Here is a 3,827-nt window from a genome sequence, read left to right on the forward strand (position 1 = left end):
AACGTCGCGTCACGCTCGATGCGGCGTGCGCTGCGCACGCTTATTCCTGCCTTGGCGGCCGCGACTTCCTGCGGATGGTGTTTGCGCTTGTTCATGTAGAGGCGAACCTGTTGGTCGGTGATGCGGGTTCCAGACATGTGCTGACCGCTTCTTCTTTAAGAATCGATCAGCCATCCTATTTCCCCGCCGACGCGGCGCCGCCGGTGGTTCGTCGCCTCCGGCGGCTACGCCGCCTCCGACTCCTCACCACCGGCCAAAACCAACGTCAACGACCGGCCAAGCTAATTGTCGCCGCCCAGACAGGGGCAGCCAATATTGCAGCGGTCTGTTTCAGGACACGTTGAAGGCCTACGGCATGCGTTCGTCGATGAGCCGACGTGGAAATTGTTGGGATACTCAGTCTAAGATCGCTTCTGAACGTCGGACCGATCTGACCCGTGCTGGGATTGGCCGAGCTGCCCTGGAATTGACCTGTCGATCGGGTTTCGGCGTTCCCCGAGCGTTGCTGGGCCCAGCGTCTGTGACCTGATAGGAGCTTTGTTCTGCACCGTGAGTGTCCTGTCCTGCGATTGGGGTTGGCGATGCGCCCACTACAACGGATACGCGCATGGAACTAAATGAAGTGATTCTTGGGGTCGACACGCATCTTGATACGCATGTCGGGGCTGTGATCAGCAACACAGGCAGGCTTCTCGGAACCAGATCGATATCTACCGATACGGCAGAGTATCTCGATCTGCTGACATGGGCGAATTCGTTCGGTCATTTGTGTCGCGCCGGAGTTGAAGGGACCGGCACCTATGGAGCGGGATTGGCCCACGTGCTGCGCGATCATGAAATCGAGGTGCTTGAAGTCAATCGTCCCGATCGGGCGATGCGCCGATCTAAAGGGAAGTCCGATCCCACTGATGCGGAGAACGCCGCGCATGCGGTCCTCTCCGGAAGGGCTACGGCTATTCCAAAGGAACAGTCCGGTGCCGCCGAGGCGATGCGAGCCGTCTCCGTTGCCAGGCGCAGCGCAGTCAAAGCAAAGACGCAGGCTATCAATCAGCTACGGGCTTTACTCGTGAGCGCACCGCAAGAGATCCGCGATCGTCTTCTGAAAGTGAAGACCGCGGAATGCGTTGAGGGTTGCGCGCGACTTCGTTCACAGGGCAAAACGCCTATGTTACAGACGCTAACGACCACGCTTCGGTTGCTGGCGAAGCGCTGGTTGACGTTGGCAGAGGAGCTCAAAGCGCTCGACGCGATGCTTGATAGCCTAACCAACCAGCATGCCAGGCGGATTCGTGAACGATTCGGCGTCGGCCCCCAGACAGCTGCGGTATTGGTCGCTGTTGCAGGCGACAATCCTGAACGCCTCAAAAGTGAAGCTGCGCTGGCGGCGCTTTGCGGCACAAGTCCACTGCAGGCCTCGTCCGGAAAGACGGTTCGGCATCGGTTGAACAGAGGCGGTGACAGGTCCGCAAACAACGCTCTCTGGACCATTGCCATGGTTCGAATGCGCAGTGTGACCTGCCCCCTTCAAAGAGCGCCAGTCAGAAGCTAGTAAAATGCACTCTCGGAATGCGCCACAAATATCTACGGATGAGCGTCAGCGACTGCGGCTCATTGCGCTCTGGTTCCTGTTGCTGTTTGCTCCTATAGATCCGAGAACAGCGTCGTCCAAATCCGATCAAACCAAAAAACGTCCCATTCAAGGATGACTTGTCTACGGCAGCTTAAAGGGGCCAAAAAACAGCGTCCTTTGAAAATGAAATTTTCAAAGGATCACGTTATTATCAATCACAAAAATTGAAAGGGCAGCCGAATATGACCAACTAAGCCATGGAAGAGGTCAGTATTATTATCTGGCACCGAAAGGCCAATAACGCATTACACGGAAATATAAAATATCACGAAATCACAGAACGCAATGACGTCACAAGCATGCAATCCCTTTTATATAAAGGTATGACATTTGCTTGCCAGATCCAGAGGCAATATCAAACAAACTCCTGATGGCAGAGATACCCCCATATGAACGCCCTGTCTTCCGAGCCCGAACATATTGGAGAGGACTGATATCTGGCCATATCGATAGGGCGCTGCATGATTACAACGATGACTATCTGAGGCTACTAAAACGGCGACAGCAATCTTGGGTCGCAAGGGTGCGCGATGCAGGCTGCGACATCGATGAAGACCTAGTAGCAGAGTTCGAAAACAACCTGTGCATTAACAGTCCACTGTCCGCCGGCCAACTAGAATGCATTCAAATGGATGAGGATTCCGCAAAACTGGCATACATCTATCTGCCGAAATCTCGCGCAGATGCCTGCGTGCTTGGTGGTGGACTTACAAATGTTCCAGACTGGATGTGTTTTTGGGAAGACGATATGAAGAAGTTTGTGGCGCTGGATATTGCGCCAACTGACGCCAGGTCCACCAAGGACAAAATAGTAGCTGAATACCATCGCATGGGGTGCTCTGAGGTCGACGCAGATGATATCGAACACGTCCTGACTATTCCGGTGACTGATTACATGGGTGTAAACGGTTGTGTTTACTATCGCTCGCGCCCTTTAACATTTGACATCATCGCGAATACGCCCGTGATACCTGACAGGGTGCCTTAGAAAGTACCCTTACAGTTGATGTTGGGCTTGGCATGGATTGAGATTGTCTTCCCCATTCTGTCGTGCGTCCGTCATGTGTGCATCGTCCCCTTTTGTTAATCAAGCTGCTTTTTTGCGTTGTTTTTATGTCTTTGTGTTTTGTTCGCACCTATATGAGTGCTTTACTACTTCACAAAATAAGCCTAAGCCCCGTCGAGACAGCGGTCGGCGCAACTGTATTGTATATATTACAAATTAATAATATTATGATCTTATGAGTATCCAAGTTCGATATTGTCATCATAAATTTATGCAATTCATTGCGAATCCAATAACGCAATCATGGTGGTGATAATTCGGTTGCATTTCATAAACGTAGTCTTTTAAGATGTGGCGGCCGATTCACGTCGTCGCATTTAAATTTCCAGAACTCGGGCGGTTTTTTTGATAATTTTGAATAAAGTGCCTGAAGCCACACGTGACACTGAACGATCATTCAGTAATGTAGTGAACACCAGCTCTACCGCGTCTCAAAATCGCTTTCCAATTTTCGAGTAAACGCACTATAACGCTCCCGTTCGGCAAGGCCAAAGGCTTTTAGCAAGGTCCCATTAGACCAACTCGTGGAAGCGGCAGGAGCATCTGCTGCTGCCGGAAATTCCGCTGCCAACTGGTTCATGGCGGACTTCCTGTCATAGGTCATTGCGAACCGACGCGGAGATAAGGTCAAGTCTAATGGGATGGACGCCCCCACCCGAAGCGGCATCAATGTGCCAAAGTGGAAGTGTCGAAGCAACCACCTGACCGAGGGGAGCGCCCATCATGAAGATTACGACAGTTGGCATCGATCTGGCGAAGAACGTTTTTGCCGTCCATGGTAAATGAGCATGGCCGAACGGTGCTGAAGAAAGTGCTCAAGCGAAATCACGTTGCGGAGTTCTTCGCCAACCTCCCCGCCTGCGTGATCGGAATGGAGGCATGCGCGAGCGCGCACTTCTGGGCACGCAAGCTACAGGCCATGGGGCATACGGTAAGATTAATCGCGCCCCAGTTTGTCAAACCGTACGTCAAGACGAACAAGAATGACGCGGCGGATGCCGAAGCAATCTGTGAGGCAGTCGCGCGGCCGAATATGCGCTTTGTGCCGGTCAAGAGCATCGAGCAGCAATCGGTGTTGTCGCTGCATCGAGTACGCCAAGGATTTGTACGGGCGCGCACCGCGCAGGCCAA

4 protein-coding genes and 1 pseudogene are annotated in these 3,827 nt (G+C 52.7%); 4 read left to right on the plus strand and 1 reads right to left on the minus strand.

The features are described from left to right. The 3 genes from M3A49_RS42025 to M3A49_RS42035 form a co-directional block, all read left to right on the plus strand. Positions 1-344 (plus strand): hypothetical protein (locus tag M3A49_RS42025; protein WP_266233958.1); only part of this gene is annotated, 344 nt, incomplete at its 5' end. A gap of 263 nt (positions 345-607) precedes the next feature. After that, positions 608-1,549 carry an IS110 family transposase gene (locus M3A49_RS42030; protein WP_266233955.1) on the plus strand — a complete coding sequence of 314 codons (942 nt, stop codon included), beginning with the start codon at positions 608-610 and terminating at the stop codon, positions 1,547-1,549. A gap of 709 nt (positions 1,550-2,258) precedes the next feature. Further along, positions 2,259-2,618, plus strand: coding sequence for a hypothetical protein (locus M3A49_RS42035; protein WP_266233956.1), 360 nt, complete (start codon positions 2,259-2,261; stop codon positions 2,616-2,618). A gap of 499 nt (positions 2,619-3,117) precedes the next feature. On the opposite strand, the gene M3A49_RS42040 is transcribed toward M3A49_RS42035, so the two are convergent. Next, complete coding sequence (locus tag M3A49_RS42040) at positions 3,118-3,276, minus strand: hypothetical protein (RefSeq protein ID WP_266233957.1); 159 nt, start codon at positions 3,274-3,276, stop codon at positions 3,118-3,120. 143 nt (positions 3,277-3,419) lie between these two features. Between M3A49_RS42040 and M3A49_RS42045 the strand changes: the two are divergent. After that, a pseudogene (locus M3A49_RS42045) lies at positions 3,420-3,827 on the plus strand (IS110 family transposase); the annotation flags it as partial.

It is taken from the genome of Paraburkholderia sp. CNPSo 3076 (assembly GCF_026343935.1).
GTDB classification, from domain to species: Bacteria; Pseudomonadota; Gammaproteobacteria; order Burkholderiales; family Burkholderiaceae; genus Paraburkholderia; species Paraburkholderia nodosa.

Coding starts and splice junctions, on each gene's coding strand:
- M3A49_RS42030 (WP_266233955.1), top strand. CDS start 608: ATGGAACTAAATGAAGTGATTCTTGGGGTCGACACGCATCTTGATACG.
- M3A49_RS42035 (WP_266233956.1), top strand. CDS start 2,259: ATGGATGAGGATTCCGCAAAACTGGCATACATCTATCTGCCGAAATCT.
- M3A49_RS42040 (WP_266233957.1), bottom strand. CDS start 3,276: ATGAACCAGTTGGCAGCGGAATTTCCGGCAGCAGCAGATGCTCCTGCC.